The following is a 25,356-nucleotide window of genomic DNA, read 5'->3' as shown; positions in this document are numbered from 1 at the left end:
GCGCTCCGCACCGCCCAGCGCCAGCTCCCGGCCCCGCCAGCGGCGGCGCAGCCAGCGGTCGTGCCCCGCCACCACCACCGCACCCGGCCCGCCCGCACCGATCGCCTCCTCCAACTCGTCGCACAGCAGCGGCGAGAGGTGGTTGGTCGGCTCGTCCAGCAGCAGCACCCGAGGCGGCCGCGCCACCAGCAGGGCCAGCGCCAGGCGGCGGCGCTGGCCGACCGACAGGGCGCCCACCGGGCGGTCCAGGTCGGCCGCCGCCAGCAGGCCGAGCGCCGACAGCGGCACCCGCTCCGCCCGCTCCGGGCCCACCGCCCCCGCGTAGGTGGCGCGGGCGGTGCGCTCCGGACGGGCGAACACCGTGTCCTGCGCCAGCAGGCCCACCGTCAGGCCGGGCCGCCGGTGCACCGCCCCGCCCGCCGTCCGCACCTGCGCCGCCGGCCGGCCGGCCAGCACCGCCAGCAGCGTCGACTTGCCCGTCCCGTTCCCGCCGGTCACCAACAGCCGGTCACCGTCGGCGAGTTCCAGCGAGAGCGGGGCCAACCGCCCGGGGACGCCGACCCCGCGCAGCGCCAGCAGCGGGCCGGGATCCTCCTCCGGCGCGTCCGCCTCCCCGTCCGCCACCAGCGCGGGCGGGGCGAACCGCAGCGGGACGGGCGGCTCGGCCACCCGGGCGCGCTCCAGCTCCGCCAGGCGGCGGGAGGCATCGCGCACCCGGCGGGAGACCTGCTGCTGCACCCTGCCCGCCCGGTGCCCGTACCCCATCTTCTCGTTGTCGGTGCGCCCCCGGTCCGGCGCCACCCGGTGCGCGGTCACCCCCGCCGAGTGCCGCAGCCGCTCCACCTCCTGCTGCTCCTCGGCCCACCGGCGCTCCCAGCGCTCCCGGGCGGCCCGCTTCGCGGCCAGGTAGGCCAGGTAGCCGCCGCCGAAGCGCACCGGGCCGTCCGCCGCCGGATCCAGGTCGACCAGGTCGGTGCAGACCGCCTCCAGGAACGCCCGGTCGTGGCTGGCCACCACCACCGCGCCCGGCAGGGACGGCAGTTGGGCCTCCAGGAAGGCGGCCGCGGCGTCGTCCAGGTGGTTGGTCGGCTCGTCCAGCAGCACCGCCGAGGGGCGGCGCACCAGCAGCGCGGCCAGTGCCAGCCGGCCGCGCTGGCCGCCGGAGAGCGAACCGAGGGCGCGCTCCGGAGCCAGCGCGGACAGGCCCAGGCCCTCCAGGGCCAGCGCGGCCCGGCGGTCGGCGTCCCAGGCGCCACCGGCCTCGACCCGCTCCAGCAGCTGCCCGTACCGCTCCAACCGGCCGGGCAGGGACGGATGCTGGTCCGGAAGGGCGGCCAACTCGGCTCCCAGGAGCTCCAGTTCGGCCAGGTCGGCGCGGGCCTCGCGCAGCGCGTCCGCCAGCACCGAAGCGATCGTCGCGTCCGCCTCGAACGGCAACTCCTGGTGCAGGAAGCCGAGATCGGCGGGCCGGGTGACACTCCCGGCGTCCGGCTCGTCCACCCCGGCCAGCACCCGCAGCAGGGTGGACTTGCCGCAGCCGTTCTCGCCGATCAGGCCGATCCGGCGGCCGGGAGCCGCCGTCAGCGACACCCCGTCCAGCACCCGGCGGCCGCCCAGGACGCGCACCACGTCCTGCGCGAGCAGCGCGCTCACGCCGCCACCTCCGTCAACTGCCCGTCCGCCAGCAGCAGCCGGCGCCCCACCCCGATCTCCGTCAGGAACCGCTCGTCGTGGCTGACCACCACGAACGCGCCCCGGTAGGCGTTCAGCGCGCTCTCCAACTGGCCCACGCCCACCAGGTCCAGGTTGTTGGTCGGCTCGTCCAGCAGCAGCAACTGCGGCGCCGGCTCCGCGCACAGCACGCACGCCAGCGTCGCCCGCAGCCGCTCGCCGCCCGACAGCACCCGCACCGGCAGGTGGGCGCCCGCGCCCCGGAACAGGAACCGGGCCAGCAGGTTCATCCGCTCCGCCTCCGGCCGCTCCGGCGCGAAGCGGGCGAAGTTCTCCGCCACCGACAGCTCCTCGTCCAGCAGGTCCAGCCGCTGCGACAGGTACGCCACCCGGCCCTCGCCGTGCCGCAACTCACCCCCGGCCAGCGGGAGTCCGCCGCTGATCAGGCGCAGCAGGGTGGACTTCCCGGCGCCGTTCGCGCCGGTCAGCGCGATCCGCTCCGGCCCGCGCACGATCAGGTCCACCCCGTCCGGCCCGAACACCGGCGCGCCGCCCAACTCGGCGCGCAGGCCCGCGGCGTGCAGCAGCGTCCGCCCGGCCGGCACCTGGGTGTCCGGCAGCTCCAGGCTCAACCGCTGCTCCTCGCGCACCGCCCGCCCCGCCTCGTCCAGCCGGGCCCGCGCCTCGTCCACCCGGGCCGCGTGCACCTGGCCGGAGCGGCCCGCCGACTCCTGCGCGCCGCGCTTCATGGTGCCCGCGAAGATCTTCGGCAGGCCGGCGCTCTTCAGGTTCCGCGCCGCGTTGCCCGCCCGCCGCTCGGCCCGCTCCCGGGCCTGCTGCAACTCGCGCTTCTCCCGCTTCAGGTGCTGCTCGGCACTGCGGACGTTGCGCTCGGCGACCTCCCGCTCCGCCCGCACCGCCTCCTGGTAGGCGGTGAAGTCGCCCCCGTACAGCCGCAGTTCGCCGCCGTCCAGCTCGGCGATCCGCTCCATCCGGTCGAGCAGCGCACGGTCGTGGCTGACCAGCAGCAGCGAGCCGCGGAACTCGGAGAGCACCTCGTACAGCCGGTGCCGGGCCGCCACGTCCAGGTTGTTGGTCGGCTCGTCCAGCAGCAACACGTCCGGGCGGCGCAGCAGTTGGGCCGCCAGGCCGAGCGAGACCACCTGGCCGCCGCTGAGCGTGCCCAGCCGGCGGTCCAGCGCCAGGGCGCCCAGGCCCAGCCGGTCGAGCTGGGCGCGGGTGCGCTCCTCGACGTCCCAGTCGTCGCCGATCACCGCGAAGTGCTCCTCGGCGACGTCCCCCGACTCGACGGCGTCCAGCGCCCGGATCACCGCGTCCACGCCGAGCACCTCGGCGACGGTCAGCCCCGCCGTCAGCGGAAGGCTCTGCGGCAGGTACCCGAGCGTGCCGGAGACCGCCAACGACCCGGCGGTGGGCTTCAGTTCACCGGCGACCAACCGCAGCAGGGTGGACTTGCCGGAGCCGTTCGGCGCGACCAGGCCGGTGCGGCCCGGCGGCAGGCTGAACGACAGGTCGTGGAAGACCGGAGTGTCGTCCGGCCAGGAGAAGGACAGGTGGGAACAGACGACGGCGACGTCGGACACGGCGAGACCTCGGAGGATGCCGGGGGCAGCGGGGAAGGAACAGTGAACTGCCGCTACCCGGAAGGGAAGTGGAAAAGGGGACGACAAAACGGACCACTCCGGCAGCGCTCCTGTGCGCCGGCCCGGTGGCCGTCAGAACCGGGTCTCATCCGGAGATGTCGTCGTCACCCGCCACAGCTGTCCCTCTTTCGCACCTCGCGCGCGCACCTGCTGCGCCGCTCCACACCCTCCGACTGTAACAGGCCGACCCGACCGGACTACTGGATGCACCAGCGGGGCGGGTGCGCCGGATCGGCCGGGCAGTCGAAGACGTTCAGCTCGCACAGGTCGCCGATCTGCACCCAGGTCGGGCAGGAACTCCACTCCACCGGCCCGCCGCGGTCCTCCACCGGCGCCCAACTCCCGCCGCCCGCCTCGCTGCTGTCGATCACCAGCAGCAGCCGCATCGCCGTCCCGCAGACCGGGCAGTCCACCGGGTACGGATCGGTGGCGTGCCAGGACGCGAAACCGCCGACCCGCCAACCCGGCGGGATCGACAGGTCCTCCTGGTAGTCGACCGGCCGGGTGCCGGCCGCCCGCGCCGCCGCCTCGTTGGCCTCGTCCCAGGCGTCCAGCCGCGCGCACAACCCCTCCGGCAGCAGACCGGCGAACTGGTGGACGACCACCCGCTGGGGGTGCAGCACGCACGGCTCCGGCAGCAGGTGCTCCGACCCGACTACCGGCGGCTCCGGCGCGGCCGCCAGCACCCGGCCGACCTCCGCCGACCGCCGCCAGCGCAGCACCAACTCCCGCTCGTACCGGCCCGGTCCGTGCGTCTCGAACGGGCACCAGAACACCTGCAGCAGGTCGCAGCCGTCCGGTCCGGGCGGCAGGTCCGGCACGTCGCGCCGGTACAGCTGCGCCAGGGCGATCAGCGGGACGGGCGCCAACGGGTCCGGCATCCGGTGCAGACGGCCCAATTCCGCGATCAGCACCAGCTCCCGCTCGGTGCGCGGCCGGTCGCCGAGGGCCGACAGCAGGCGGCGCAGCCGCCGGACGTCCGCCGGGCGCCGCCCCTCCCCGACACCGTGGAACTCGCCGCACACCGGCCACGGCTCGTCCGCCGGCCACCGCAGCGGCCCGCCCACCGAACTGTCCGCCGCCGTCGGCCCGCCCGGACGGGGGTGCAGCCGGGTCGCGGTGCCGCGGTGCTCCGCGAGTTCGGGGAAGAACGCCTCGACGTCCAACGGGCGCGGGGGAGTGGTCCTGGACACGGGACGACTCTAGAGCGTGTGACGTGCGGCGTGTGACGTGCGGTGTGCGGTGTGCGGTGTGCGGTGTGCGGCGCGTGACGCGTGACGTGCGGCGCGTGATGTGCGGTGTGCGGAGGCGGAAGGGCCGGGCACCGCGCCCCGTGCAGGGGGGGAGGGGCGCGGTGCCCGGCGGACACCCTGCCGGTCCGGGTGGGGGCGCCGGGGTGGGCCCGGACCGGCAGGGGTGGAGGCGGACGGACGGTGGGGGCCGCCCGTCCGCCGGGCTCAGGTGACGCGGACGGCCGGGGCGGGCGACACCGGCGGGGTCGGCCCCGGGTGCGGCGACGGCCCGGTGCGGTAGGCGACCAGGACGGTGCCGACCGTCACCAGCACCGAGGCCACCAGGTACCACCAGCGGTGCCGCCGGGACCTCGACCCCGGCCCCGCGCCGGGGCGGCGGTGTCCGCGTGCCATCCTGGCTGTTCCTCCTGCTCCCCGGGGTGCGCGTGCGCCGCCCCTGCCTGTGCGTCACCTCGGAGACCCCGCCGGGCGCACCGGATAACAGAAATCTCACCGCGGGCCGAAAATTCTCCCCGGACCGGATATTTCTGTTGGCGGGCGCACCCGCGGACGGTCTCCGTGGACGGAGAACGCCACCGCCCCGCACGTGGAGGAACACGCCCATGCCGCACACCAGACGCAGTGGACCCGACGCCGGGACGGTGACGGCCGCGCGGGCCGGCGACCGGCGAGCGCTGGAACAACTGGTGGCCGAGAGCCTCCCGCTGGTCTACAACATCGTCGGCCGGGCGCTGAACGGCCACGCCGACACCGACGACGTCGTACAGGAGACGCTGTTGCGCGCGGTCCGAGGACTGTCCGACCTGCGGGATCCCGCCGCCTTCCGGTCCTGGCTGGTGGCCATCGCCGTCCGGCAGGTGCGCACCCGCCAGCAGGACCGGGCCGCCGCCCTCGACCGGTCCGCCCGGCTCGAGGACGCCGAGGCGATACCGGACCCCGCGCTGGACTTCGCGGGCCTGACCGTCCTGCGCCTGGGCCTCACCGAACAGCGCCGCGAGATCGCCGAGGCCACCCGCTGGCTCGACCCCGGCGACCGCGAACTGCTCGCCCTGTGGTGGCTCACGGAGACCGGCGAACTCGACCGGGCCGACCTGGTCTCCGCGCTCGGCCTCAGCTCCGGCCACGCCGCCGTCCGCACCGGCCGGATGAAGAAACAACTGGAACTCTCCCGGCTGGTGGTGCGCGCCCTGGCCGCCGACCCGCGCTGCCCCGGCCTGAACGGGGCCGCCACCGGCTGGGACGGCGTACCCGCCCCGCTGTGGCGCAAGCGCCTGGCCCGGCACCTGCGCGACTGCGAACGCTGCGCCGGGGCCCGGCACGGACTGCTGCCCGCCGAACGGCTGCTGTACGGCCTGCCGCTGCTGGCCGTCCCGCCGACCCTCGACCCGGCCCGGATCCTCGGCGCCCTGAACTCTGCCGCGCCGTCCGGGGGATGGGACGCAGGGCCGGGTGGGGGTCGGGACGCAGGGCCGGGCGGGGGACGGGACGCAGGGCCGTCCGGAGGGTCGGGCGGAGAGGCGTCCGGGACCTCGCCCGCCGGGCACCGGGCCGGTCGGCGCTCCGGCCACCGACGGGTGCGCTCCCGGATGCTCCGGTCGGTGCCCCGGCCGGTGCTCGGTGGCGCGGCGGTGGCGCTGCTGGCGGTGGCCGTTCTGGTCGGGGTCGAGCTGGGGCCCGGTCGGCACGACGGCCCGTCCGCGAGCGCCGTCGCCACCGCCGTCCCGTCCGCGGCGGTCGCCGGCGCGGCGGCCCCGGCGCTCCCGGACGAGCCCGCGCCCACCCCGTCCACCCCGGCCCCGTCCCCGTCCGCCGCGCCGTCCGCACCGTCCGGGCAGGCCGCGCCGTCCGCCTCCGGGAAGCCCGCCGTCCCGGAGCAGCCCGCCGCCGCGCCGCAGGCCGGGGCCGCCACCTCCGTGCGCAAGGGCGTCGGCGTGTGGTCCTTCGACGGGGTGGACCAGGCGCTCGCCGCCTCCGGGGCCGGCTGGTACTACACCTGGGCGCCGCAGCACCCCGGCATCAGCACGCCCGCCTCGGCGTCCTTCGTCCCGATGATCTGGGGCGCGTCCTCCGTCACCGACACCGCGCTCGCCCAGGCCCGTGCCAACGGCCCCTACCTGCTCGGCTTCAACGAGCCCGACATGGCCGCCCAGTCGAACATGACGGTCGACCAGGCGCTCGACCTGTGGCCGAAGCTGATGCAGGCCGGGCGGACGCTCGGCAGCCCGGCCGTCGCGTACGGCGCCGACACGCCCGGCGGCTGGCTGGACCGGTTCATGTCCGGGGCCGCTGCCCGGGGCTACCGGGTCGACTTCATCACGCTGCACTGGTACGGCGGCGACTTCCGCACCCCGCAGGCCGTCCAGCAGCTCACCTCCTACCTGGAGGCGGTGCACCAGCGCTACCACAAGCCGATCTGGCTCACCGAGTACGCCCTGATCGACTTCTCCCAGGGCACCCGCTTCCCGACCGCCGACCAGCAGGCCGCCTTCGTCACCGCCTCCACCGAGGCGCTCGACGCGCTGCCCTACCTCCAGCGCTACGCCTGGTTCGGCCTCGGCGCGGACCCGGCGAAGCCCAGCAGCGGCCTGTTCACCAACGGCACCACCGCGACCGCCGCCGGACGCGCCTACCAGGCCGCCCGCTGAGCACCCGCCGTCCGCCGCCGCGCCGCGTGCTGCGGCCGCCCCGCATCTCCGGGCGGCCGCAGGCGCTCAGCGGGGCACGGGCGTTCAGCGGGGCACGGGCGTTCAGCGGGGCACGGGCGTTCAGCGGGGCACGGGCGCGCGGAAGCCGCCGAGCCGCTCCTCCAGCAGTTCGGCCAGCCGCAGCGGGGTGCGGCCCTCGTACATCGGGCCGATCAGCCGGACGCCGACCGGCAGGCCCTCGGCGGAGGGGCCGGTGGGGACGGCGGTGGCCGGGAGGCCCGGCATGGTGGCCAGGCCGGCCCGGACCAGCTGGTCGAAGTCACATCGAGCGGGACAGCGAGCCACCGCCGCTGACCGTGTCCTTGATCGCGGAGCCCTTCCACACGCCGACCGGCTCCTGCTCGAGGGCCAGGGACAGGGAGGGCAGGTCGATCGTGTCCCAGTCGCGGCGAATCACGATGGCGACCGCGCGCAGCACCATGCCGCCTGGATCGCCGAGATTCCGTTCTTCGACGTGCCGCTCGACACGTGCAGACCGCAGCTCTCCACGTCCGCGTTGATCGTGACCGCCTCAACCTCCTGAGCGGTGACCGCCACCGCGAAGTTCTCGTACGGCTTCACCGCGCGGCGGTCGCGGTTCGCGGCCAGGGACAGCTTCGCTTCCTGCTTCTTGGTCAGCCCCTCGTACACCGTGCAGTCCCGGAGGGACTCCGGGCCCTCGATGTCGAGGGCGACCTTGACGGGTGGACTGGTGGAACCGCGACCGATGACCTTCGGTGCAGCAAAGCAGGCGGCCCACCCGGGTATCCGGACGGGCCGCCTGCGGCGTTCCAGCCCGTCAGCCGGCGGCCTGGTCGTCCTCGGTCTCGCCTGCCGGTGAAGCGGTGTTCTTGTCAGTCGTGGGGAACGTGTGGGTCTGCGGCTGCATCTCCAGCCAGCGGTAGGCCCACTCGCGGTGGACGACCAGGTCCTTGGCCCAGGGGAAGACCTGCGGGGTCATGCCCTTGATGGCGCCGATCATCTCGTCGGTCGCGCTGTCGACCCTGGCGCTGCGGATGTTGGCGTTCAGTCCTTCCGGAACGTGGAACTCGAACGTGAGCTTGAGTACGCGCCTGCTGGCCATGTCCCCTCCTCATTGGTGGCTTGTCGTCAGCATCTCACGATCTCCGCGAGATTGACAGATCTCGCGGAGATTGAAAACCGAACGCACTCCGGCGTTCTGCGAGACGCTGCTGAGGGAATCCCGGCATGGATCTGACGTCCGATCAGGCGGCATCTGCGGTAGAACATCACGATTGCCCGAAGTGCGAAGCTCCCGCCGGCAGCCCCTGTCGGACGATGGGCGGCAAGACCGCCGCGAAATGCCACACGCTGCGCTTCATCCTCGTGCCCAAGCTCCGCGAGGATCTGGAGGCTCTGGTCCCCGCCGACCGGGGGCCGGGCAAGCCGTGGCAGCAGCGGTCGGCCCCGTGCTCGCCGCACTGCCGGACCAGGTGGTCGTCCTGACCGTCCACGAGATGAAGCGACTGGCCCGCAACGCGGCCGAGCTGATGCAGCCGTCGGCTGACCTGCAGGGGCACGGCATCCTGCTCGAACTCCTCACCGGCCCGCTCGGCGGCGTCTACGACCCCGACGGCACGGGCTCGATGTTCTTCGCCGTCCCGGCCGCCGCCCGGATCGAGCGCAACCACATCCGGGAGAAGACCCTGGAAGGCCGGCGGAGCGCCGCCGCGAAGGGCAACCACGGCGGCCGGTCGAAGGTGATCGACGACGACGTGCACACCTTGGCCATCGCCCTCAAGGACAAGGGCGCGCCCGTCCCGGAGAGCGCCGAGAGGCTGGAGACCAAGACCGGCAAGAACACCGGCAGGCACCCCTCGGTCGCCTCGGTGTACCGCGCGCTTGCCGAAGCCGAGCAGGCCGAGCCGCCACCCGGGCCGATGACGACCGGCCCCTGCGGCCCGAGCCCGCCCGCATCCTCCGCCCCGGCGAACCGCTCACCCCCGGGGAGATCGAGCTGCGCGAGCGCCTGGTCGCCCAGCGCGCCGAGCTCTGGTGCTGAACCGCAGGGATCACGGGGTAGCGGTCACCACGGTCGTGCAGTCGGAGGTCGGGTCGGCGTTGCGCTGCCCCGGTCCGGCCGACCCGTCAGGTCCACCCCGCCGCGCGCATCATGCTCACCAGCGCGCGCAAGGCTGCCTGCTCCTCGTCCTGGTCCACTTCCACGATCTCCCGGCCCCAGGCGTACCGCAGCACGTTGGACAGCGTCTCGCGGTCGGCGGCGCCGCCCGGGCCCTCGAAGGGCGAGTGCAGGACTGTCGAAAGCGCCTGCCGTACCCAGCGGGCGACGGTGGCCTCGTCCCCCTCGGGCATCCACGAGTAGTAGGGCACTCGACCGATTTCGCCCAGCGCCTCCGTGAGCGCTTCGAACTCCGGGCCGGGACGCGGGCCGGCCGCGCGGTCGAGTGCGTCGGCGAACTCGGCGAGCAGCGCGAGGTCCGCTTCAGCCACCTCAACGGTGGTCAGGTACACCACGTCCCCACCGTCGGGGCCTTTCAGCAGCAGGACGTTGGGCGCGGGCGGGAGGATCTCATCCACCGTCCCCTCCGCGAACTCCTCCGTCCCCCTGGGCAGCGCGTCGCGCACCCGGTAGTACGCCTCTTCGACGTCCTCGATCGGCGCGCCCGGGATCGGCACCCCTCCGCGGTCCCGGTAACCCACCAGGACCCCCTCATGGTCCAAGACCATGTCCATTCGGAGCCTCAGGAGCAGCCAGTCCAGTTCGTACAGCTCGGGCAGGGCGTCCTGGACGAGGGGCAACAGCAAGGTGCGAGTAGGGGTGAGGCGCGGCGGTGACTGCTGGCCGCCGGCTCGGGCCCGGTCGTTCGCTCGCATTGCCTCGGTGTACCGCGTACCGGTGACCCGGCTCTGCTCACGGATCTCCCGCGCGCGCTTCCGCGACTTCCGAGGCCGACTCGTAGGCATGTCTGACTCCGTACAGCGGCGTACCCCACGCAGACGCCGCTCTGAAGGCAGGCGGGTTCGAGTGCACGATGCGTCGAAGGACGGCTTGGCCTACCAACGAGGACTCCTGCGTGGCGGACGCCCCCTTCGGCGGTCGGCGGTCGTGGCCGCCTGCCCCGGCAGCATACCGGCAACGGCTGCCGCGTCGGCGACGGCTGCGGCCTGCCGCGCTGACGCGGCTCTCGGCCGATCGAGCGGCCGGCCGCTGGGAAGGCGGAAGTCGGACCACGTGCCGGACTTCAAGATCATCCCTTGGCGCCAACGGCTGCACCGCTGCTACAAGCGCCGCCGATTGCATCCGACGCGAACTCGCGACGGTTCGCGAATCGTCGTGGGCAACGGCACCGATCAGCACGCTGACCACGGGTGTTGGCGCTGCTGCGGCCGGAGGAACAGGTCTTCACCGCGATGCTGACCGGGTTCGCCAACCAGCAGCTCGCGCGGAATCCGGCCCGGACGACGGTGGAGGGCCGGAAGAACACGGTCAAGGCGTTCGCCGCGTACGTGAATGCCCACCCGTGGCACTGGACGCCGGCGATGGCCGACGAGTGGCTCGGCGACCTGCGCTCGCGGCGGGACCTGCTCCGTTCCACGATCCGGTCCTACTCGGAGGCCGTCCGGGCGTTCTGCCACTTCGTCACCGACCCGCCCTACGCCTGGGCGGCCACCTGCGAGGAGCGGTTCGGCACCCACCCGGTCCAGGTCGTGCACGAGTGGAACACCGCGGTGCACGTCCAGGACAACGAGGCCGACGCGAAGAAGGGGGCGTTCACCGAGGCCGAGCTGCACGCGTTCTTCGAGCACTGCGACGACGAGGTCGCCCGGAACAGTACCCTCGCGTCCCTGGGCCGGCTCGACATCGACGCCTGGTCCGCCGAGAACACCGAACGCGGCCGCACCTGCCTGAGGCCCTCCCTCAACCGGGCCTTGCGGAGCCGCCGATGCCCACGCTCCCTCTCCGTCCCCGCACAGAGGATCTCCCGGCGGCCCGCCCCGAGCGAGGACGAACGCCTGGCCGCACCCGGCCGGCTGCTGACCGGCACGGACGCACCGAAGCGCCTCCGCGTCGCCGGCGTCATCGTCATCCTCCACGCGCAACCCCTCACCCGGATCGTCCGGTTGACGGGCGACGACGTGCTCCCGACGGAGAGGCCACGCTTCTGCGGCTCGGGAAACCCGCCTCGCCCCTCCCCGCACCGGTAGCGGCCCTGCTGCTGGCGTACATCGCGAACTGCGGCAACATGAACACCGCCACCAACCAGGCGTCCCGCCGGCTCTTCCCCGGCCGCCGAGCCGGCCAACCAGCCCGCCCCGACCACCTGTCCGCACTCCTGGGCGAGATCGGCGTCCCGGTCGCCGCAGCCCGCGGCGCCGCCGTCCGACAGCAACTCCTCGAACTGCCCGCCCCCGCCGTCGCGGACGCCCCCGGCCACCACGACAGGACCACCAGCCGACTCCCCCGGGAGAACGGCGGAGCCTGGAGCCGATACGCCGCAGGCGACCACACCCGGTCACCGGCGGGCCGGACTCCCCGTCCACTCACCGACGGTTGAAGCTCAAGTCGCGTCCCGGAGCGGCTGCGGGTAGCCGATCTCGGCGATGTCCTCGGCCAGGTCTACGAGGGTGACCGCCGGGTTCAGCGATGACACGAGCTCATGGCTCAGCGGTCGCAAGGCATACACATCGCGCACCGCTTCCAGGTCCACGGAAACCTCGTAGTAGTCCTCGGCGAAGCGCTGGAACGCCTCCGGCGAACGGTCGACCAGGAGCTCGAACAGACCCGCCGCCCCATCGGGGTCGGACCACCCGGCGGGGAAGTCGATCACGCCGTGCCGCCACCGATCGTCCGCCGCCTCCCGCCACAGACAGGCCGTCACGACGGGCACGTCGTCCTCATCGGTGAACGCGGGCTCCGCGACGAAGGGTCTGAAGGCTTCCGGCACCTCGTCGATCACTCCCGGCCAGGGCTCGCCGTCGTTGCCGTACGGGCTCATCGGTGCTTCGTGGTCGAAGCCACGGATGTAGGCCCCGGCCGCCGAGAACACGATGGAGTACTCGTCCCCCGAGCCGTTGCGCATCGACGCCATCTCCTCGCCCTCGGCCCAGCCGGCGTTGAAGGAGTAGTACCGGCCCTCCCAGTCCGGGCTCAAGATCGCATCGAGCATCGCCAGTGAGCGGCACAGGTTCCGCAGGTCAGCGATGGAAGGGAGCCGGCGAGCTACGTCATGGACAGTCACGTGCTCATCCAACCGGATGCCCCTGACACCCAGGATCTCCCCCAAGGCCGTCACACTCAGTAGCCATGCCGGAACGAGGTGGGCCGACTCGCGACGGTTGAATACGCGAGCCCACCAGTATCGACCCCGGTACAGCTCGGCGGCCTCCGCGAGGTCGGGCAGCAGGAGCGGGGTCGGCTTGTGTACGTGGACGCCGCAGAAGTGGGCGGGGGCGCCCTCGGCCAGTTCCACCGAGGTGACGTCCCCGGCGTGCAGCGCCGTGATGAGTTCCCCGGCGGTGGCATAGGTCCACTTCTCCATGGCGGGACCGTACGCGACGCTCGGACGGGGGCACTGAACACTGTGTGGCTCAAGTGAGTTGACGGATTGCCGACCTTCTTCCGAGGGTGCGGCGACAGCAGACTGACAGCGATCTGACGGTGCGTGTCGCGAAGGTTGTCACCGAGGCCGGGACGCACCGGCGGGAGAGGCGGAGGAAACCATGGACACGGTGCTGGACACGACGTCGGACGCGACACCGGACGCGACGTCGGACGAGGTGCTGGACGAGTCGCTGGTCGCGCGGATGCGGGAGTACCTGGCGGCGGGCACGGCGATGGACCTGCCGGCCCTGGAGGCGCTGTACGACGAGGAGTTCGAGAACCTCCGGATCGACGAGGCCGGCCAGGTGGTGCGGCTGACCAAGGCCCACTTCATGGCGCGCTTCCGCGCCCTGGCCGCGCAGGGCGAGAGCATCGGCCAGGACACCGGGGACGTCCGCTTCCTGGCCACCACCCGGCACGGCGACCAGGGCACCGTGGTGATGTACCGCTGCGAGCAGGGCGTCCCGGCCCGATACACCTTTGTTTGGCGCTGGGCGGACGGCCACTGGGCCACCGTGCTGCGGGAGTTCAGCTTCGAACGGGACGTCAGCTACCTGAAGCGGATGATGGCGGCCGCCGCGGCCCGGGGCTGACGGCCCCGGCCCCCGTCACCGGCTGGTCTGGCCCTTGCGCAGCGGGCAGCGGTCGTCGAGGTGCTCCTGTCGTCGCAGGGGATGTGTTTCTCGTTGCGGTGTTCACGGGCGGGCGCCCCTCACGCGGCGGTGAGCACGACCTTGCCCCTGAGGTGCCCGCGGGCGGCCCGTTCGTACGCCTTGCGGGCGTCGGCGAGCGGGAAGGCGCTGTCGACGGCGACGTGGAGGGTGCCAGCGTCGAACGGGCGGCCGAGTCAAGCAAGTTGGCAGCCGCGATCGCGGACCCGACTCCGCGCTGCACACCTCCTGCGTCACCGTGCGCGCGGTCGGCACCCGCCTCCGCGCCCGCGCCCAGGCCGCCGGGGCCACCCAGGCCGCCCTCGCCTGGCTCGGTGACCACGGCTCGTTCGTCCCGTTCGCCGACCCCCTCTTCGCCGTGATCACCGACGCGGTCCCGGCCAAGTGAACGGCGGGCGGTGAACGGGCCCGGCCGGGCCCGCCAGCGGGTCAACGGGCCCGGACCGGCCCTGCTAGCATCGGCGCCGTCGCGACTGGCGAGAGGTGGAGCACCACCGGGGAGCGGCGCCGCACAGCACGGGACCGGCACCGTCCGCCTGGGTGTCCTCCGAAGCCGACACGCGACTTCACGGAGGGGGCCACCACCATGGACCTTCGGTACGGAATCAACCCGCAGAACACCCGCGCCCGGATCGAACCGCCGCCCGGCACCGACCTGCCGCTGCGCCTGCTCAACGGACAGCCCTCGTACGTCAACCTGCTGGACGCGCTGAACGCCTGGCAGCTCGTCAGCGAGGCCGCCGCCCTGTTCGGCCGCCCCGCCGCCGCCTCCTTCAAGCACGTCTCCCCGGCCGGCGCCGCCCTCGCCGGACCGGTCGACCCGGCCACCGCCGAACCGTACGCCCTCGACCCGGCCGCCGTCGGCCCGCTCACCTCCGCCTACCTGCGGGCCCGCGACGCCGACCCGAAGTCCTCCTACGGCGACCTCGTCGCCGTCTCGCACGAGGTCGACGCCGAACTCGCCGACCTGCTCGCCCGGGTGGTCTCCGACGGCATCGTCGCCCCCGGCTACGCGCCCGGCGCCCTCAACGTGCTGAGCCGGAAGAAGAACGGCCGCTACCTCGTCCTGGAGGCCGACCCCCGCCACACCCCGCCCCCCGTCGAGACCCGCGAGGTGCACGGCCTGCGCCTGGTCCAGGACACCGACACCACCCCGCTCACCCGCGCCCTGCTCGCCGACGTCCGCACCGGCACCCTCACCCCCGCCACCGCCGACGACCTGCTGTTCGGCCTCGCCGTGCTGCGTCGCACCCAGTCCAACTCGGTCTGCTACCTGCGCGACGGCGCCGCCCTCGGCATCGGCGCCGGACAGCAGTCCCGGGTCGACTGCACCCGGCTGGCCGGCGCCAAGACCGACACCTGGTGGCTGCGCCGCCACCCCGCCGTTCGGGCCCTCGACTTCCGCCCCGGGATCCGCCGCCAGGACCGGATCAACTGGCAGATCCGCTACCTGGAGGGCGACCTCACCCCCGACGAGCGCACCCGCTTCGCCGCCGCCCTGAACGGCGGCGGCGACGTCCCCGACGAACTCGGCCCCGAGGAACGCGCCGACTGGGCCGCCCGGTTGGACGGCGTCGCGTTCGTCTCCGACGGCTGCCTGCCGTTCCGCGACAACGTCGACCACGCCCGCCGCCACGGCGTCACCGCGATTGCCGAGCCCGGCGGCTCGGTACGCTCCGCCGAGGTCGAGACCGCCTGCGCCGAACACGGCATCACCCTGGTCCGCACCGGCCTGCGCCTGTTCCACCACTGACCACCGGGGGTTCCGATGCGCGCCGAGATCGACCGGCACGACTGGGCCGCACTGCCCAACGCCTTCGGCGAGCCCGCGCTCGCCCTGCGCGCGGCCCTGTACGACCTGTCCGCCGCGGGGGGCGCCGCGGGGGTCGACGTCGAGGCCGCCGCCGGGGCTGCCGTCGACCTGGCCGTCCAGCGGATCCAACGGGAGACCAACGCCCCCGAGGCCCCCGCCCCGTGTGCCCCCGCCGCCGCCCGCTGCCTCGTCCAGGGCCTCGGGCCGGGGCCCGGCGCGCTCCGGGGCTACGCGTACGGGCAGGCGCTGGAACTGCTGGTACTGATGTCCTCGGGGGGCGACTACTACAGCGACGGTGACGGCGGCTGCGGTGCGGCGCGGGACGGGCTCCGGGCGGAGGTCTCCCGCGGGTTCGACGCCTACGCCACGTGCCTGCGGCAGGGCGCGGACGCCGCCGCCCGCTGCTGCGCCGTCAACCTGATCCTGGTCAGCGGTCTGTACGACCCCCGCCTGCGACCGGACGCCGCCCGCGCCCTGCGCGCGGCACCGTCCGGCGCGGCGCCGCCGGACCTGCTCGCGGCCGCGCTGGCGGAGCTGGAGCGGGCCTGACGCGCGGGGTCGGGCGTCGGCGATGGTGCGACGAGGTGCTTCGGAGTGCGCGGGGCGGCGGGTGGCGGTCGATCGGCGGGTCGGCGGGCCGGTGAGCCGGGTACATGCGACGTCCGAATTCCGCCGGACACCACCTGCCGGATGGCGAAGGCTGGTGCGTGTGAGGACGTTTGACGAACGCGCGGAGAGCGGCCGGCCGATGAGCGCCGATCCGACGACCGACCGCCGCCCGCCGACCGGCGAGGCCGGCGGCCAGGGGTGCGACCGGCACCGGTTCCGCCGCGAGGGAGCCCGCCGGGCCGCCTGAGCGGGCGCGCCCCACCGCCCGGACGGCGGCCCACCACCGGCAGCCCGCCGACGGCGCCGGACAGCACACCGGAGGAAGCATGACCATCACCAGTAGCACGACCCGCCCCGAATCCACCGTGCACGAACTGGTTGCCGGGGTCGACTGGCCCGCCCTGGCCGAGGAGTTGAACGAGTACGGCTGCGCGTCCACCCCGCGCGTCCTGACCCCGGCGCAGTGCCGCGCGGTCGCCGGGCTGTACGAGGAGACCGGGCACTTCCGCTCCACCGTCGACATGGCCCGGTACCGCTTCGGCTCCGGACAGTACCGCTACTTCGACCACCCGCTCCCGGAGTTGGTGAGCACCCTGCGGGACGCCTTCTATCCGAAGCTGCTTCCCATCGCCCGCGACTGGGCCGCCAAGCTGGGCCGGCCCGCGCCCTGGCCGGACACGCTGGCGCAGTGGCTGACCATGTGCCGCGAGGCCGGGCAGGACAAGCCCACCCCGATCCTGCTGCGCTACGGCGCCGGCGACTGGAACGCGCTGCACCGCGACCTCTACGGGGACCTGGTCTTCCCGCTGCAGGTCGTGATCGGCCTGGACGCGGCCGACCGCGACTACACGGGCGGCGAGTTCCTGCTGGTCGAGCAGCGTCCGCGCGCCCAGTCCCGCGGCGCCTCCACCGTCCTGCGACAGGGCCACGCCCTGGTGTTCACCACCCGGGACCGCCCGGTCCGCTCGGCCCGTTCGCCCCGGGGCTGGTCCGCGGCACCGGTCCGGCACGGCGTCAGCACGGTGCGCTCGGGCACCCGGCGCACGCTCGGCCTGGTCTTCCACGATGCCGCATGACGGCGTAACGGTGCGAGGGAGTGACGTGGGACCGACCGAAGGGCGCGGGCGTTCGGGTTCGGGTTCGGGTTCGGGTTCGCGCTCGCCGCTGATCCGTCGTCCGGACGGGTGGCCGCCGACGCCGCCGAACGTCCACACCGAGGCCGAACTCGCCTGCCTGATAACCATGTTGACCGAGGCCCGGTCGCCGGACCGGCCGCCGATCCGGTCGGTCGCCGTCGGCCACGGCCGTGACGACGCGTCCCGCGCGGCCGCCCGCGCCTTCGTCGAGGCGTGGCAACCCGCGCACGGCGCCGTTCTCGCCGTCGTCGACTGGCCCGAGGACGCCGCCTCCTGGCTGCGACAGGCCCGGCGCCTGACGGCGGGAGCGCCGGACGCCTGGGTCGTGGCCGGCGCCGCGCGGGGTTGGGGGCAGCTGAGCCGGCGCCTGCTGCACAGCACTGACTGGCGCCCGGACCGGACGTTCGCCTTCGCCTCGATCGGGGACGCCGCGGCCGTCGGACCGGCGGTCGCCGACATCCTGGACGGCCTGCGCGGCGCGTCCGCCGACGGCGGTGGCTGGTGCCTCGCAGGCGGCCTGATCACCCGTCACGAACCGTCGGGCCGACCCGGGCTGAACCGGGCCGACCTGGGCTGAACCGGGCCGCCCCGGACCGTGCGGGCCCGGGGGTCGACGCGCACCACCCGAGAAGGTCGGCCGCGGCGCGGCCGGCGACGACGAGAACACGGAAAGACGGAAATGGAAGAGATCGGGGCAACCACCTTGCCCGACACCGACGTTGACATCCACGGCGATGTCGACACCGACATTGACACCGACATTGATATCGACATCGCCGACGCCGGGCCGCCCGGCCTGCTCGCGCTGGGCGCCACGCTGGCCCTGGGCGCCGTCCTCGCCCTGTTGAGCACGACGATCGTCGCGGTCGGCATGGGCAGGCTGTCCGAGGAGTTCTCCAGCCCGCTCTCCACCGTCCAGTGGGTCAGCACCGGTTACCTGCTGGCGCTGGCCGTGGCCATCCCGGCGGCGGGCTGGGCCATGGAGCGCTTCGGGGCCAAGACGCTGTGGCAGGCCGCCCTGGCGGTCTACACCGTCGGCTGCGTGGCGGCCGCGCTCGCGCCCTCGGTCGGCGTGCTGATCGGCGCCCGGGTGGTCCAGGGCTTCGGCGCAGCCATGTTCGAGCCGATCATGCTGACCGTGCTGGCCACCGCGGCGGGCCCGAAGCGGGCCACCACGGTCATGAGCATGGTCCAGATCCCGATCACGCTGGCCCCGGTCTTCGGCCCGATGGTCGGCGGCCTGCTCGTCGACCACCTGAGCTGGCAGTGGCTGTTCTGGTTCAACGTGCCGCTCGGCCTGCTCTGCGCCGTGATGGCGCACGTCGTGCTGCCCGCCGACCCGCCGCGATCCGAGCGGGCCGGCTCCCGGCTCGACGTCATCGGCCTGGCCCTGCTGCCGCCGGGCCTCGCCGGACTGCTGCTCGGGTTCTCCCGGATCGCGGACAGCGGCGGCACCGGCTCGGCCGCCGTCCTGCTGCCGCTGCTGATCGGCGCCGTCATGGTCGCCGGGTACGCCGTGCACGCCCTGCGCACCACCGCCGTCCCGCTGATCGACGTCCGGCTGTTCACCACCGGCCGGTTCGGCGCCTCGGTCGCGGGCGCCTTCCTGTTCGGCGCCTCGGTCTACGGCGCGATGTTCCTACTGCCGCTGTTCTTCCAGCAGGCTGGCGGCCACAGTGCCTGGGACTCCGGGCTGCTGCTGGCACCCCAGGGAGTCGGCACCGTCCTGGTCCTGCCGATGGTGGGTCGGCTCACGGCCCGGTTCGGACCGCGCACGGTCGTCCTGGCCGGCATGGTGGTCTCGGTGCTCGGCACCTTCGCCTACACCCAGGCCGACCCGGGCCAGGACACCACGCTGCTCGTCGTCTCGCTGCTGGTCCGGGGCATCGGCCTCGGCGCCACGCTGGCCCCGGCACTGGCCGCCGGCTTCGGCGCGGTGACACCGGAGAACACCGGCCGGGCCGCCGCCGCCCTGATCGCCGCCATCCAACTCGGCGGGTCGGCGGGCACCGCCCTGCTCGCGGTGGTGGTCCAGCGGCAGATCGCCGACCGGCTCGGCGCGGGCGGCGGCAACGCCTCGGCGGCCACCTCGCCCGACCTCGCGGCGCCCCTGACGGCCGCCTTCGGAACCACGTTCTGGTGGACGCTCGGCATATGCGCGCTGGGCGCGGTCGCCGCGCTCTTCCTGCCCGGCCCGGAGCGCGGCTCCGGCTCCGGCACCGGCACCGGAGCCTGAACCGTCGGCTCCGTACCGCTCCCACCCCGGCGGTCCTGCTCCCACCCCGGTGAACGCCGGGGCGGGAGTACAGGCGGTGGGGGGCGGGCGCCGGGGCGTGTCCGTACCGAGTGCGACGGTCGGGCGCGTGGAGCGTCACACGACCGACCGGAGCCGATCGGTCACCTTCGAGGAGTGGACGCGGGCCTGCCCGGCGCGGTACTTCCGGGTCGGCCGGGGCAGCCCCGGACTGCTGACCGAGATCCTCCAGCAGGCGGTGTGGGACGCGCTGCACCACCGCGACGGCACGCACGGCCGGATCGGCGTGCAGATCGGATCGGACCCGGACTTCACGGTGGAGGACGATCGGCCCCGCGCCGTCGACGGGTGGGGGAACCCCCTCCCCGGGTTCTTCGGCTCCCTCCTCGACCGGGACAGGCAGGTGCCGGCGGCGGCTGCGGCCCTCAGCGTCCGCACGGTCGTGGAGGTGAGGCTCGACGGCCGGGGCCACCGCCAGGAGCTGGTCGGGACGACGGCCACGGGCGCCCGGGAGGAGTTCGCCACCTCCGAACCCACCGGCACCCGGACCGCCTTCCACCTCGACCCGACGGTGTGCACCGGCCCCGAAGCGGCCATCGCCCGGACGCTGCTCCCGGAGGAACTGCACGGCCCGGAGTGCGGGGCGAGCCCTTCGCCGGTGGCCTTCCCGATCCGTGACCTGCGCGCGGAGACCGGGAACCCGGCCGGCGGGTAGGAGGATCCGGGCGCCGGGTGGGAGGCCCCGGGCACCGGCCCCGAGCGGCGACCGCCGATGCCTCCTCCGCGGGGCAGCACCCGGTGGCGTCTCCGGCGGTGCCCCCGCCGATTCCGTGCCCCCTGCCCGCCCCGCGCCCCCGCCGGCCCCGCGCCCCCGTACGACCCGGAAGCGGCGCAGGCGGCCCTCCACCGCCGGATCGAGGAGCGGCCCCGCCGGGAGCGCGGTCCCGGCGAAACCGGCGGTCGGAGCGTGCCGGGGTGTCAGAGCGCCCCGCGGGGGAGGAGGTCGGTCCAGGCACGCTGTTCGGGGGTGTCGGGTACGGCCAGGCCGCGGGCTCGGGCGATCCGGGCCCAGCTGTCGTCCGGGTCCGCGCCGGAGCGGACGAGGACGGCGGCCGCCAGCAGCGAGGAGCGGCCGATCCCGGCGCGGCAGTGCACCACCAGGTGGTCGCCCGCGGCCAGCCGCCGGGCCAACCCGTCCAGCACCGGCAGGACTTCGGACGGGACGGGGACGGTGCGGTCCGGGATCGGGACGGCGGTGAAGCGCAGCCCGGCGGCGCGGGCGAGGGCCGGCTCCGCCGCCAACCCGAGTTCGGCGCACTCGGCCGGGGTGAGCGCGCTGACCAGCTCGCTCACCCCGAGGGCGGCCAGCGCCGCCAGTTCCTCCGCGAGCCAGTCGCCGCCGCGCGGCCGGGCCATGGTGCTGATCCGGCCGGGGCCGGACCGGTCGATCGTGAACAGGGTGGGACGCATGACGGGGCCGACCTCCTGGCGGGGCAAGGGCGTTCGGCCGCGCGGGAGGGCGACGGCCGGTGCGGTGGGGTGCGCTGTGGTGTGCTGCGCTGCGCTGCGGGCCCGGCGGTCGGCAGGACAGCGGACCGGGGCGTCGGCAGCGGGGAACGGCCGGCCGGACGGGCACGCGCGAAGGGACGGGCGCGGTGCGGCGGCGGGCGGTGCACCGAGGTTAGCACCACCCGCCGGACGCGGGAGCGGGCCCGGCCCCTTCACGTCCGGCCCCTTCACGTCCGGTCCCTCCGCGCCCGGCCCGTTGTTCAGGCCCGTTGTTCAGGCCCGGGAGGTGCCGAGGAAGCGCAGCACGGCCAGGACGCGGCGGTGGCCGGTGTCGGCGGCCGGGAGGTCGAGTTTGGCGAAGATGTTGTTGATGTGTTTGGCGACCGCGCTCTCACCGACCGTCAGGGCGCCCGCGATGCCGGTGTTGGAGTGCCCCTCCGCCATCAGGGCCAGCACGTCCCGTTCGCGCGGGGTCAGCCGTTCCAGTGGGTCGCTGCTGCGGCGAAGCAGCAGTTGGGCGACGACCTGCGGGTCCAGTGCGGTGCCGCCCCCGGCGACCCGGCGGACCGTCTCCACGAACTCCGTGACGTCGGCGACGCGCTGTTTGAGCAGGTAGCCGACGCCGCTGGTGTCGGCGGACAGCAGGTCGGCCGCGTAGCGCTCCTCGACGTACTGGGAGAGCAGCACCACCGCCGTCCCGGGCCGGCTGCGGCGGATCTCCAGGGCGGCGCGCACCCCCTCGTCGGTGAAGGCGGGCGGCATCCGGACGTCGACCAGGGCGAGTTCGGGCCGGTGCTGCTCGACCGCCGCCAGCAGGGCGGGCGCGTCGCCGACTTCGGCGACGACCTGGAAGCCGCCCATCTCCAGCACCTTGACCAGGCCGACCCGGAGCAGCACCGAGTCCTCGGCGATCACCGCGCGCACGGCAGCTCCGCGGTCACGGTGGTGGGCCCGCCCACGGGGCTGCTGACGCGGAAGGCGCCGTCGACCGAGCCGACCCGTTTGGCCAGCCCGCTCAGCCCCGTCCCGGCGGAGGGGTCGGCGCCGCCGAGCCCGTCGTCCGTGACGTTCACCCGCAGCACCGAACCGACCTGCTCCACCGTCACCTCGGTGCGGGTCGCCCCGGCGTGCTTGGTGACGTTGGCCAGCGCCTCGGAGACCACGAAGTAGGCCACCGACTCCACGCCGGGCGGCACCCGTTCGTCGAGGTCGACCCGCAGGCGCACCGGCAGGGGGAGCCGGGCGGCCAGGCCGGACAGCGCCGCGTCCAGCCCGCGGTCCTCCAGCACGGCGGGGTGCAGCCCCCGTACCAGGTCGTTGAGTTCGGCGATGGCCTGCTTGGCCTCCAGGTGGGCTTCGCCGATCGCCGCGCGGGCCCCGTCGGGCAGGTCGGGAGTGGTGGCCAGGACCAGGCCGAGGTTGACGGCGAGCGAGACCAGCCGTTGCTGGGTGCCGTCGTGCAGGTCGCGCTCTATTCGGCGGCGTTCCGCGTCGACCGCCTCGATCAGGCCGGTGCGGCTCTCCGCCAGGTGCTCGACCCGCTGCTGGAGCCGCTGGGAGCGGCTGGGGCCGAGCAGGGCCGCGGCCGCGCGCGACTCGCCCCGGGCGGTCGCGCCCGCCAGCCAGGGCAGGGCGGCCAGCAGGAGCAGCCCGGCCAGCGTGTAGCACGGCAGTTGCGTCGCGTACCCGAGCCAGTTCCGGCGGCCCGGCGCGGGCACCGACCAGGCCCAGCCGTAGGCGGTGGCGCCGGCCAGGCCCGCGGCGGCGGCGGTCAGCACCAGCAGCTCCGCGACGGCCAGCAGCGGGCCGAGCAGCAGGTGGTAGCCGACCCGGCGCCAGGTCTGCGCCGAGGACAGCCGGCGGGCCGCCCGCCGGGCCGCGACCGCCCACGACCACGGCCCGGGGGCGGGTGCCGCGGGCGCCACGTCCACCCCGAGGAAGGCGCGGTGGCGCAGCCGCTGGACGGCCGTCAGCAGCGGGGCGCCGAGCACGACCAGGACGGCCGCCACCAGCAGGGCCGGTCTCCAGTGCCCGGTCTTGGCGGTGAACGTCGCGGCCCAGCTCCACACCGGCACCAGGGCCAGGTGCGGCAGGACGCCGGCGGCCAGGAAGCCGGCGTCGCGCCGCGCCCGCCGGGCCCGAAGTGCCGGGCGCCTCGGCCCGGGTCGAATCATCACGCTCCGACGGTAGGACACCGCCCCGGGGCCGCACCATGAAGCCCGCACCCGACTTCATGGTGAACCCAGCACCACCCCCCTGCCGGGGGCGCGGGGTGGTCAGGGGGTGTGCGGGGGGCGGCCGGCGAGGCCGTGGAGGAGGAGGTCGGTGAGGGTGTCGACGACTTCGGCGTCGTCGTGGGCGGGGTGCTCGACGGTGAGCAGGGCGTAGGAGAGCAGGGAGAGCATCGCGCCCATCGCGGGGGCGAGCAGGGCGGGGTCGCCGGGGAGGGGGCGGCCCTGTTCGGCGAGGTACGCGAGGTGGTCGCGCAGGACGTCGGTGTCGTCGGTGAGGCGCTGCCAGGCCCGGCCGGAGCGGGGGCCGGCGGCGACGATCGACTCGAAGAGGGCGACGGCGACCGGCAGGTGGTCGCGCATCGCCTGCCAGGACGCGCCGAGGTGGGCGTGCAGTTGGGCCCGGTCGCTGAGGTCGTGGTCGCGCGGGTGGACCTCGGCGACCACCTGTTCGCGGGCCTGGGCGCGGACGTCCTCGAGCAGGGCCCGCAGCAGTTCGTCCTTGTCGGCGAAGTGCGCGTAGAACGAGCCGGTGGCCCGGCCGGCGGCCGCGGTGATGTCGGTGATCTTGGTGTTGAGGTAGCCGCGTTCGACGAACTGCTGCCGGGCGGCCTCCAGCAGTGCCGCCCTGGTCTCCGCCGCCTGCGCCCTGCGCACGCTCATCGCGTCCGGCCTCCCTCGTCCCTGGTTCCGTCCCGCCCCGGCCCGTTCCGGTCGGGCCTTGACCCACTGCTCGTGCGGACATCATACTGACGGCCGGTTCAGTGAATAAGGATTCATTGAACGAGGATTCAGTGAGGGGTGGCACATGAGGGCCGTAGTGATCGGCGCGGGCGTGGCCGGTGCGGCGAGCGCGATCGCGCTGCGCCGGATCGGCGCCGAGGTGACGGTGTACGAGGCGTACCCGGACCCGGCGGGGCCGGTCGGGGCGTTCCTGAGCCTGGCCGTCAACGGCCTGCGGGCGCTGGAGTCGCTGGGCTGCCTGGAGGCCGTGCGGGCGGCGGGCTTCGAGGTGGACCGGCAGCTGATGTGGTCCGGGCGCGGCAAGCGGCTGGGCGACGTCCCGCGCGGCCGCTCGGCGGACGACCCGCTGCGCAGCGTCACGCTGATGCGGGCCGACCTGGTGGCGGCGCTGCGCGCCGAGGCGGTCCGGCTCGGCGCGCGGATCGTGGTCGGCGAACGGCTGGCCGCGCCGGGCGAGGGGGCGGCGGACGGCCCGGCCGACGAGGCGGTGGCCGGGGCCGACCTGGTGGTCGGCGCGGACGGGCTGCGCTCGACCGTCCGGCGGATGCTCGACCCGGCCGGGCCGCGGCCCGCGTACGCGGGGCTGTACGGCGTCGCGGGCATCGCGCGCGGCGTGCCGGAGGCCGGCCCCGGGCGGACGTTCAACATGACCTTCGGGCGGCGCGGGGCGTTCGCGCACCTGCCCGCACCGGACGGCACCGTGTGGTGGTCCGCGCAGATCGCCGACCCCGTCGCACCGGCCGAGATCAGGCTCGGCGCCGAGGAGTTGGCCGAGGTGTTCGCGGCCGAGGCGGCGCCCCGGCGGATCCTCGGCGCGACGGAGCGGATCGACGCGGCGACGCTGTTCCACGTCCTGCCGCCGGTGCCGCGCCGCCAGGACGGACGGTGCGTGCTGGTCGGCGACGCCGCGCACCCGGTGGGCGCCGGGCAGGGCGCGTCCATGGCGCTGGAGGACGCGATCGCCCTGGCCCGCGCCCTGCACGCCGAGCCGGACCGGCCCGCCGCGCTGGCCGCCTTCGACCGCGAGCGCGCCGACCGGGCCGGGAAGCTGGCCCGTACGGCGGCCGCCAACCGGAACGCCAAGACCGCCGGCCCGCTGGCCTCCCTGGTCCGGGAGGCGGTGATGCCGCTGGTGTTCACCCGGGTGTACACCCGGTCCACGGACTGGCTGTACGACTACCGGCCGGGCGCGCTCCCGCAGTGAGCGGCGGGAGCGGGAGCGGGGGAGGAGAGGGGGGAGGGGAGGGAGGGGAGGGGCGGAGAGTTCGGGCCCGGACGGCGACGGCCTCCAGCGGGCTCCAGCGGGCTCCATCGGGCTCCGTCGGGGCGAGGAACGGCTCGACGCCCGCGCAGCGCCGGCCGACCGCCTCCACCGCGCTGATGACGGCGTCGATCTCCTCGCGGATCCGGCAGATCCGGCGGATCCGGTGGATCGGCACCGGCCGGTCGATGTCGATGTCGAAGCCGACGGACGCGGATCGGCCCCGCGGGTCCCCTCCCGCCCGGTCGGTGGGTGAGGGGGCCGGGGAGAAG

Annotated in this window: 26 protein-coding genes, 3 pseudogenes and 1 riboswitch; of the genes and pseudogenes, 13 read left to right on the top strand and 16 right to left on the bottom strand. The window is 74.8% G+C overall.

Annotation, left to right across the window (positions count from 1 at the left end; translation table 11 throughout):
- The 4 genes from ACFUEL_RS10640 to ACFUEL_RS10625 all read right to left on the bottom strand — a co-directional run.
- Positions 1 to 1,653, bottom strand: a 1,653-nt coding sequence (locus ACFUEL_RS10640) for an ABC-F family ATP-binding cassette domain-containing protein (protein ID WP_380235707.1), incomplete at its 3' end; no start/stop codon positions are given.
- Positions 1,650 to 3,275 (bottom strand): ABC-F family ATP-binding cassette domain-containing protein, encoded by a 1,626-nt coding sequence (locus tag ACFUEL_RS10635; protein ID WP_380235706.1) that lies wholly within the window; start codon positions 3,273 to 3,275, stop codon positions 1,650 to 1,652. The genes ACFUEL_RS10640 and ACFUEL_RS10635, both read right to left, overlap by 4 nt.
- 257 nt (positions 3,276 to 3,532) lie before the next feature.
- On the bottom strand, positions 3,533 to 4,528 hold the full coding sequence (locus ACFUEL_RS10630; protein ID WP_380235705.1) for a hypothetical protein: 996 nt from the start codon (positions 4,526 to 4,528) through the stop codon (positions 3,533 to 3,535).
- A gap of 264 nt (positions 4,529 to 4,792) precedes the next feature.
- Complete coding sequence (locus ACFUEL_RS10625; protein ID WP_380235704.1) at positions 4,793 to 4,981, bottom strand: hypothetical protein; 189 nt, start codon at positions 4,979 to 4,981, stop codon at positions 4,793 to 4,795.
- Positions 4,982 to 5,190: 209 nt separating this feature from the next.
- On the opposite strand from ACFUEL_RS10625, the gene ACFUEL_RS10620 reads away from it, so the two are divergent.
- Complete coding sequence (locus ACFUEL_RS10620) at positions 5,191 to 7,233, top strand: sigma-70 family RNA polymerase sigma factor (RefSeq protein WP_380235703.1); 2,043 nt, start codon at positions 5,191 to 5,193, stop codon at positions 7,231 to 7,233.
- 120 nt (positions 7,234 to 7,353) lie between these two features.
- Here ACFUEL_RS10620 and ACFUEL_RS10615 read toward each other — a convergent pair.
- The 4 genes and pseudogenes from ACFUEL_RS10615 to ACFUEL_RS10600 form a co-directional block, all read right to left on the bottom strand.
- A pseudogene (locus ACFUEL_RS10615) lies at positions 7,354 to 7,551 on the bottom strand (amidase); the annotation flags it as partial.
- A gap of 1 nt (position 7,552) precedes the next feature.
- A complete protein-coding gene (locus ACFUEL_RS10610; protein ID WP_380235702.1) occupies positions 7,553 to 7,690 on the bottom strand; it encodes a hypothetical protein in 138 nt (45 codons plus the stop codon).
- Positions 7,687 to 7,923 carry a hypothetical protein gene (locus ACFUEL_RS10605; RefSeq protein WP_380235701.1) on the bottom strand — a complete coding sequence of 79 codons (237 nt, stop codon included), beginning with the start codon at positions 7,921 to 7,923 and terminating at the stop codon, positions 7,687 to 7,689. The genes ACFUEL_RS10610 and ACFUEL_RS10605 overlap by 4 nt, the downstream gene beginning before the upstream one ends.
- Positions 7,924 to 8,071: 148 nt before the next feature.
- Complete coding sequence (locus ACFUEL_RS10600; RefSeq protein WP_380235700.1) at positions 8,072 to 8,356, bottom strand: hypothetical protein; 285 nt, start codon at positions 8,354 to 8,356, stop codon at positions 8,072 to 8,074.
- Between the two features lie 238 nt (positions 8,357 to 8,594).
- On the opposite strand from ACFUEL_RS10600, the pseudogene ACFUEL_RS10595 reads away from it, so the two are divergent.
- Positions 8,595 to 8,915: pseudogene (locus tag ACFUEL_RS10595) on the top strand (hypothetical protein); the annotation flags it as partial.
- Here the strand turns inward: ACFUEL_RS10595 and ACFUEL_RS10590 are convergent.
- Entirely contained in the window at positions 8,855 to 9,097 is a 243-nt protein-coding gene (locus tag ACFUEL_RS10590; RefSeq protein WP_380235711.1) for a hypothetical protein, read from the bottom strand. The pseudogene ACFUEL_RS10595 and the gene ACFUEL_RS10590 sit on opposite strands and share 61 nt — an antisense overlap.
- Before the next feature lie 284 nt (positions 9,098 to 9,381).
- A complete protein-coding gene (locus tag ACFUEL_RS10585; protein ID WP_380235710.1) occupies positions 9,382 to 10,059 on the bottom strand; it encodes a hypothetical protein in 678 nt (225 codons plus the stop codon).
- Positions 10,060 to 10,623: 564 nt separating this feature from the next.
- On the opposite strand from ACFUEL_RS10585, the gene ACFUEL_RS10580 reads away from it, so the two are divergent.
- Together ACFUEL_RS10580 and ACFUEL_RS10575 are read left to right on the top strand one after the other, a co-directional pair.
- Positions 10,624 to 11,460 carry a hypothetical protein gene (locus ACFUEL_RS10580; protein ID WP_380235699.1) on the top strand — a complete coding sequence of 279 codons (837 nt, stop codon included), beginning with the start codon at positions 10,624 to 10,626 and terminating at the stop codon, positions 11,458 to 11,460.
- A 38-nt stretch (positions 11,461 to 11,498) separates the two neighbouring features.
- Entirely contained in the window at positions 11,499 to 11,810 is a 312-nt protein-coding gene (locus tag ACFUEL_RS10575) for a hypothetical protein (RefSeq protein ID WP_380235698.1), read from the top strand.
- A gap of 3 nt (positions 11,811 to 11,813) precedes the next feature.
- Here the strand turns inward: ACFUEL_RS10575 and ACFUEL_RS10570 are convergent, their stop codons facing one another.
- Entirely contained in the window at positions 11,814 to 12,512 is a 699-nt protein-coding gene (locus ACFUEL_RS10570) for a hypothetical protein (RefSeq protein WP_380235709.1), read from the bottom strand.
- A 463-nt stretch (positions 12,513 to 12,975) separates the two neighbouring features.
- Between ACFUEL_RS10570 and ACFUEL_RS10565 the strand changes: the two genes are divergently transcribed.
- Positions 12,976 to 13,449 (top strand): nuclear transport factor 2 family protein, encoded by a 474-nt coding sequence (locus ACFUEL_RS10565; protein WP_380235697.1) that lies wholly within the window; start codon positions 12,976 to 12,978, stop codon positions 13,447 to 13,449.
- A gap of 119 nt (positions 13,450 to 13,568) precedes the next feature.
- Here ACFUEL_RS10565 and ACFUEL_RS10560 read toward each other — a convergent pair.
- Positions 13,569 to 13,682: pseudogene (locus ACFUEL_RS10560) on the bottom strand (zinc-binding dehydrogenase); the annotation flags it as partial.
- Positions 13,683 to 13,765: 83 nt separating this feature from the next.
- Between ACFUEL_RS10560 and ACFUEL_RS10555 the strand changes: the two are divergent.
- The 7 genes from ACFUEL_RS10555 (at position 13,766) to ACFUEL_RS10525 (ending at position 20,054) form a co-directional block, all read left to right on the top strand.
- A complete protein-coding gene (locus ACFUEL_RS10555) occupies positions 13,766 to 13,915 on the top strand; it encodes a hypothetical protein (RefSeq protein ID WP_380235695.1) in 150 nt (49 codons plus the stop codon).
- Positions 13,916 to 13,986: 71 nt separating this feature from the next.
- Positions 13,987 to 14,076: riboswitch (ZMP/ZTP riboswitch) on the top strand.
- Between the two features lie 37 nt (positions 14,077 to 14,113).
- A complete protein-coding gene (locus ACFUEL_RS10550) occupies positions 14,114 to 15,280 on the top strand; it encodes a phosphoribosylaminoimidazolecarboxamide formyltransferase (protein ID WP_380235694.1) in 1,167 nt (388 codons plus the stop codon).
- 15 nt (positions 15,281 to 15,295) lie between these two features.
- Positions 15,296 to 15,889, top strand: a complete 594-nt coding sequence (locus ACFUEL_RS10545; RefSeq protein WP_380235693.1) for a hypothetical protein — start codon at positions 15,296 to 15,298, stop codon at positions 15,887 to 15,889.
- A gap of 386 nt (positions 15,890 to 16,275) precedes the next feature.
- Positions 16,276 to 17,025, top strand: a complete 750-nt coding sequence (locus tag ACFUEL_RS10540; RefSeq protein ID WP_380235692.1) for a 2OG-Fe(II) oxygenase — start codon at positions 16,276 to 16,278, stop codon at positions 17,023 to 17,025.
- 25 nt (positions 17,026 to 17,050) lie between these two features.
- Positions 17,051 to 17,662 carry a hypothetical protein gene (locus ACFUEL_RS10535; RefSeq protein ID WP_380235691.1) on the top strand — a complete coding sequence of 204 codons (612 nt, stop codon included), beginning with the start codon at positions 17,051 to 17,053 and terminating at the stop codon, positions 17,660 to 17,662.
- Between the two features lie 102 nt (positions 17,663 to 17,764).
- Complete coding sequence (locus ACFUEL_RS10530) at positions 17,765 to 19,321, top strand: MDR family MFS transporter (RefSeq protein ID WP_380235690.1); 1,557 nt, start codon at positions 17,765 to 17,767, stop codon at positions 19,319 to 19,321.
- A 127-nt stretch (positions 19,322 to 19,448) separates the two neighbouring features.
- Positions 19,449 to 20,054 (top strand): hypothetical protein, encoded by a 606-nt coding sequence (locus ACFUEL_RS10525; protein ID WP_380235689.1) that lies wholly within the window; start codon positions 19,449 to 19,451, stop codon positions 20,052 to 20,054.
- Positions 20,055 to 20,317: 263 nt separating this feature from the next.
- Here ACFUEL_RS10525 and ACFUEL_RS10520 read toward each other — a convergent pair whose 3' ends face one another.
- The 4 genes from ACFUEL_RS10520 to ACFUEL_RS10505 all read right to left on the bottom strand — a co-directional run bounded on the left by ACFUEL_RS10520 (position 20,318) and on the right by ACFUEL_RS10505 (position 23,742).
- Complete coding sequence (locus tag ACFUEL_RS10520) at positions 20,318 to 20,809, bottom strand: tyrosine protein phosphatase (RefSeq protein ID WP_380235688.1); 492 nt, start codon at positions 20,807 to 20,809, stop codon at positions 20,318 to 20,320.
- A gap of 312 nt (positions 20,810 to 21,121) precedes the next feature.
- Entirely contained in the window at positions 21,122 to 21,772 is a 651-nt protein-coding gene (locus tag ACFUEL_RS10515; protein ID WP_380235687.1) for a response regulator, read from the bottom strand.
- On the bottom strand, positions 21,760 to 23,022 hold the full coding sequence (locus ACFUEL_RS10510) for a sensor histidine kinase (RefSeq protein ID WP_380235708.1): 1,263 nt from the start codon (positions 23,020 to 23,022) through the stop codon (positions 21,760 to 21,762). The genes ACFUEL_RS10515 and ACFUEL_RS10510 overlap by 13 nt, the downstream gene beginning before the upstream one ends.
- A gap of 102 nt (positions 23,023 to 23,124) precedes the next feature.
- Positions 23,125 to 23,742 carry a TetR/AcrR family transcriptional regulator gene (locus ACFUEL_RS10505; RefSeq protein ID WP_380235686.1) on the bottom strand — a complete coding sequence of 206 codons (618 nt, stop codon included), beginning with the start codon at positions 23,740 to 23,742 and terminating at the stop codon, positions 23,125 to 23,127.
- A 145-nt stretch (positions 23,743 to 23,887) separates the two neighbouring features.
- Here ACFUEL_RS10505 and ACFUEL_RS10500 point away from each other — a divergent pair, with 145 nt between their 5' ends.
- Entirely contained in the window at positions 23,888 to 25,027 is a 1,140-nt protein-coding gene (locus ACFUEL_RS10500) for an FAD-dependent oxidoreductase (RefSeq protein ID WP_380235685.1), read from the top strand.
- Positions 25,028 to 25,356: the final 329 nt, after the last annotated feature.

This window comes from Kitasatospora sp. NPDC057198 (assembly GCF_042670125.1).
In the GTDB taxonomy this organism is placed as follows: Bacteria; Actinomycetota; Actinomycetes; order Streptomycetales; family Streptomycetaceae; genus Kitasatospora.
Note: the sequence above shows the minus strand (reverse complement) of the source record. Positions and strands in the feature narration are given on the sequence as shown.

What these genes read in the sequence shown, in the direction of transcription:
- ACFUEL_RS10545 (WP_380235693.1), top strand. Translation starts at nt 15,296, where the DNA reads ATGCGCGCCGAGATCGACCGGCACGACTGGGCCGCACTGCCCAACGCC.
- ACFUEL_RS10575 (WP_380235698.1), top strand. Translation starts at nt 11,499, where the DNA reads ATGAACACCGCCACCAACCAGGCGTCCCGCCGGCTCTTCCCCGGCCGC.
- ACFUEL_RS10565 (WP_380235697.1), top strand. Translation starts at nt 12,976, where the DNA reads ATGGACACGGTGCTGGACACGACGTCGGACGCGACACCGGACGCGACG.
- ACFUEL_RS10520 (WP_380235688.1), bottom strand. Translation starts at nt 20,809, where the DNA reads ATGCGTCCCACCCTGTTCACGATCGACCGGTCCGGCCCCGGCCGGATC.
- ACFUEL_RS10530 (WP_380235690.1), top strand. Translation starts at nt 17,765, where the DNA reads ATGGAAGAGATCGGGGCAACCACCTTGCCCGACACCGACGTTGACATC.
- ACFUEL_RS10600 (WP_380235700.1), bottom strand. Translation starts at nt 8,356, where the DNA reads ATGGCCAGCAGGCGCGTACTCAAGCTCACGTTCGAGTTCCACGTTCCG.
- ACFUEL_RS10550 (WP_380235694.1), top strand. Translation starts at nt 14,114, where the DNA reads ATGGACCTTCGGTACGGAATCAACCCGCAGAACACCCGCGCCCGGATC.
- ACFUEL_RS10510 (WP_380235708.1), bottom strand. Translation starts at nt 23,022, where the DNA reads ATGATTCGACCCGGGCCGAGGCGCCCGGCACTTCGGGCCCGGCGGGCG.
- ACFUEL_RS10625 (WP_380235704.1), bottom strand. Translation starts at nt 4,981, where the DNA reads ATGGCACGCGGACACCGCCGCCCCGGCGCGGGGCCGGGGTCGAGGTCC.
- ACFUEL_RS10540 (WP_380235692.1), top strand. Translation starts at nt 16,276, where the DNA reads ATGACCATCACCAGTAGCACGACCCGCCCCGAATCCACCGTGCACGAA.
- ACFUEL_RS10505 (WP_380235686.1), bottom strand. Translation starts at nt 23,742, where the DNA reads ATGAGCGTGCGCAGGGCGCAGGCGGCGGAGACCAGGGCGGCACTGCTG.
- ACFUEL_RS10620 (WP_380235703.1), top strand. Translation starts at nt 5,191, where the DNA reads ATGCCGCACACCAGACGCAGTGGACCCGACGCCGGGACGGTGACGGCC.
- ACFUEL_RS10500 (WP_380235685.1), top strand. Translation starts at nt 23,888, where the DNA reads ATGAGGGCCGTAGTGATCGGCGCGGGCGTGGCCGGTGCGGCGAGCGCG.